At 36.6% G+C, this 4080-nt stretch carries 2 protein-coding genes; both read right to left on the reverse strand.

Annotated elements, in window-relative coordinates; all coding sequences use genetic code 11:
* Positions 1-100: 100 nt before the first annotated feature.
* Entirely contained in the window at positions 101-1789 is a 1689-nt protein-coding gene (locus tag ACP6PK_RS30585; protein WP_426565411.1) for a M14 family metallopeptidase, read from the reverse strand.
* Between the two features lie 362 nt (positions 1790-2151).
* A complete protein-coding gene (locus ACP6PK_RS30590) occupies positions 2152-2730 on the reverse strand; it encodes a CPBP family intramembrane glutamic endopeptidase (RefSeq protein ID WP_426565413.1) in 579 nt (192 codons plus the stop codon).
* Positions 2731-4080: the final 1350 nt, after the last annotated feature.

Raw genomic sequence — 4080 nt, forward strand, 5'->3', positions numbered from 1 at the left:
ATAATCAAATTTAAAAAAATGTAGGGGCGGGTTTAGCCAACAGCTTTGATATTTCGCATTTAGTTAAATAAACCCACCCCAAAACCGTGTATACCTTAACTTACTCCGACAAAGTAATCACAGTTTTGACCACACCCGCACGTTCAGCCTTTGCCATAACCTCAATCTCACAACCAGCAACACCTTTAACTACCCACTCCAAATGACAACGATAACTTCCAGGTTGAGCAAAAAAACTGAAAAAATTAAAAGCTTCACTCGATCGCCCCTGCAAATGCTCAATTTCCTGTTTTTGTTTCCCACTCACCAACGTTACATTATCAGGTAAATTTAATATTACCTCTATCGGTTTAACACTTTTTTGTTCCAAAGCTTTTTCACTGGTATTAGTAGGCAAAAATCCTTGATTTTCCAATTGCACTACCAGATGATACATATCGCCACCCTGATACTCAACTACTGTTTGACTCACTGCTAAACGAGGTGACATCAAAGCATGAGCAATAGCAAACTGACATTGTTCCTCACACAACTTTGGTAAATATTCAACAGGTGGGTTGTACCAAACTTCCTTTAAATTCCATCCACCAATTTCAACCGTACCGAGTTGGGGATGTTCAAATGTTTCCCAGTCAATAAAACCTCTGCCACCCAATTTTTCATCATTCCATTGCATCATTTTCACATCGTCCGCAACAGGATGGCGTTGTAACCACTTAATATAATCATCCTTCTTAACTCCCGCTGCTGTTGGTGCATCCCAAAGTTCTATGGCAAAACCAAACCAACCGAAGCGATCGTAACAATAGTCAATCATTCCACCAGAAATCTTCTCACGGTTAGGATACGAGAAGTTATGATAGATTGAAACGCACTCATAACCAGTAATTTCAGTACCCTTTTCTCCAATCAATTTGTAAATTTCCAAATCTTTTACAGGTAAGTGTTCGTCTGGATAAGTACAGTAGGAACGTAAAATTACTCCTGAAAAGGTATGATAGTTAATGAAACCGTTAATATTAGGATGTTCTCGCCAAAATTCTGCTACAGCGCGAGTTTCAGGTTCAGAAAGAGGAAAATCTCCAGCACCTTTTTGTTTTCCCTCCGGTTGCCATTCGTGGGGATAGTTACGATTAAAATCCATTCCTTCCTTACTAGGGGCGACTTTAATATCGTAACCGTCATAATTTTTGATTATTCCCTCTGGCAAAATACTGTAGTAAGTACCTCCAAATTCATCTGGTTCGCGAGGCACCATAATTCTTGGATCTTCTGAGGAAATTTTCCAAGCTCCACAGTTATCTTTGAGTCGCATCTGCAAAATTAACCCATCTCCATTTATGTCTTCCCAGTGGAGACCATCGCGTTCTTCGGGATAGGGATAATGACGAATACTCGATCGCAAAATATGAGGAGTTGTTAAATATTTTTCTGATCCATCAACAGCAATTCGAGGTAAAATATAAATTGTGTAGTTGTCTAATAAATGAGTTATTCGAGGTTCAGTAGCGTAATTATTGAGTAGATAATAAATAGTATATAGAGCAACCACCGAACCTGTAACTTCTATAGCATGAATATTACCATCAATCCAATATCCAGGTTTTTCTAGAGCTTCCCCTGTATTTTGATTTGTCAGAGTAGCTAAGAAAATATCTAGTCCGCCGTAGCTTTTGCCAATAACTTTTAACTCTATTAAATGAGGATTATTTTCTCTCATTTGATGTAGAAAATCTACTACTTCTTGATATGTGTAGTAGTGGCTAAAGTCAAACCCTAATTCTGTCATATTAAATTATTTAATCCTCTATAATTAAGTTACTATTATTGTCAGCATTTCCTGCGGAATACTGCTCCAACAGCAGTAAACTTCAGCTATTAGTTATTAATATCATGTCTGGATAATTGGTGATAAAAAAGTTTTTGTTTGTAGAATTACTCTAGCCCTATCTTATAGTTCCAGCTAGAGCAATTCTACGAGCTTTAATTATAACTATTGAACCGGACATGATATTACTCTCCAAGGAAAATTAAAAGCAGGGATTTGGAAACCAAACCCCTACCGTTTTGTTCACAAATAATTTCTTATAATTATCAATTATTTTCCCCTATATCCTGTTCCCTATTCCCTACTCCCTACTCCCTCTTTTGTTAATTATGTTCCCACTTCCAAACACTACTAGAAATTAAATTTGTCAAAATATGGGCAATAATTGGTATCAATAAATTACCTGTTACCAAAGCGCTGTATCCTAACACAAAACCAACTATTGTTGCCCAAATCATATAAGGCCATTGTTGCCTACCACTTAGATGTAAAACACCAAAGAAAACACTTGAGGCTACTAATGCCACTGTATCTAATCCCAACGCAGATAAGACTACACCTCGAAATAACAATTCTTCACTTAATCCTGGCAGCAACCCCAACCAGACTAAATCAGGCCATAACAGGGGAGATAAAACTAACTTTAAATATGTATCTGCACTACGACGATAGGCTGGCCAGATGCGGTAAACTAAACCACTCGCAGCAGTAATACCTAGGGCGATCGCTATTCCCCAGAGCAATGCGGTCAGATTCCAACTTACAGGCAATAAATTTACACCAAATAGGAGGCAGATTCTAGAAATTGCTAGTAATACTAATGCTGTTACTCCCATTGCCACTAACACTTGGATGCGAGTTAGTGGTTCTATTTCCGGGTTTTCAGGAATTTTTTCTGTCACTTGTCAGCTATCAAATAGACTTTAGGTTATCTCTCTAAATATTGTACAGGATGCTATAGCGATACGCGCAAGTCAGGAGTCAAGAGTCAGGAGTCAGGAGGGAAGAATAGGGAATTTTAATTTACAAGGAGGAGAAAGTTTTTTATCACTAATTATCAGGACATTATATTATACCAATTCCCAGGCATTAATGCTATACTTGGGTACGACTCCATTTATTAATTAATAATTACATATCAAATCTTTTTTTGCTAGTTGTAGGTCATTTAATATTAATTATTGTTATTTTTACTTCTCCTGTACGGACGCCCTTGAGTAGGGGAGTAGGGGAGTAGGGGAGTAGGGGAGAAATTAAAATATATCCTCTCGATCGCCAAATATTTTATTTATACCATTACATCCGGACATGATATTACGCAAATACCATGTATATAGCGTTCAAAACTATAACGTTATAGTTTTTTGACTCTATATATAGTACCTCTGCTTCAGCAATTAACAATGAACAATTAATAATTAATAATTAGGGCTTGCTGAAAAAGTCTTATGGGTAAGGGTAGGAGTCAGGAGACAGGAGACAGGAGACAGGAGAAATGGGGAATTTAGAGGAGACAGGAGCAAGAATTATCCCTTAATTTTTATGCCTCGCATCAAGCAAAAATCCTCACTTTATGCAGCTCTTTAGAATGAAAACCTTGTACTTTTTCCAGACCTAAAAAGGCACCTTATTTCCTGTCAATGCTTTTATATTTAATCAGCAAACCCTAATTACACCTTCTAAAATAATTAACAATTAACAATTAATAATTATTACGGTGCTTAGGAGCAATATATCAAGTATAGCAATTACCAAGAAGCGTGAGGTACAAAATTCGTTTGTTTTAGGGAACAGGGAACAGGGAACAGGGAACAGAGAACAGGTATGGAGGGAATAGGTATGGAGGGAATAGGGAATAGAAAAGAAATTAAAGATAGGTGTACCTCATAAGCTTGAGAAACGCTATATTTATCTAGCCAGACCCTCTGAAATTATTAATTAGAGACTGTTTGTCAAATAAGTATTAAGAAAAAAGTTTCACAACTCAATCAACTAGCTTGAATAAGGCAAGGGATTGATATAACTCTACAGAGAGAGGAGGTATGACTATTCATACTTAATCAGTTAGTTGTGAAGTTCCTGATAACAAATAATTGTTTTTTTTGCCTATTCCCTATTCCCTATTCCCTCCATACCTATTCCCTATCTTCTTTTTTCATATTTCCTGATACATTCAACCTCTTATTAACTATTAATTATTAATTATTCTGTAAGTCCTGATGATATAACATCAAATCCAGTCGTATTTGGTA

It is taken from the genome of Dapis hubbardiae BLCC-M172 (assembly GCF_050016015.1).
Lineage (GTDB): Bacteria > Cyanobacteriota > Cyanobacteriia > Cyanobacteriales > Microcoleaceae > Trichodesmium.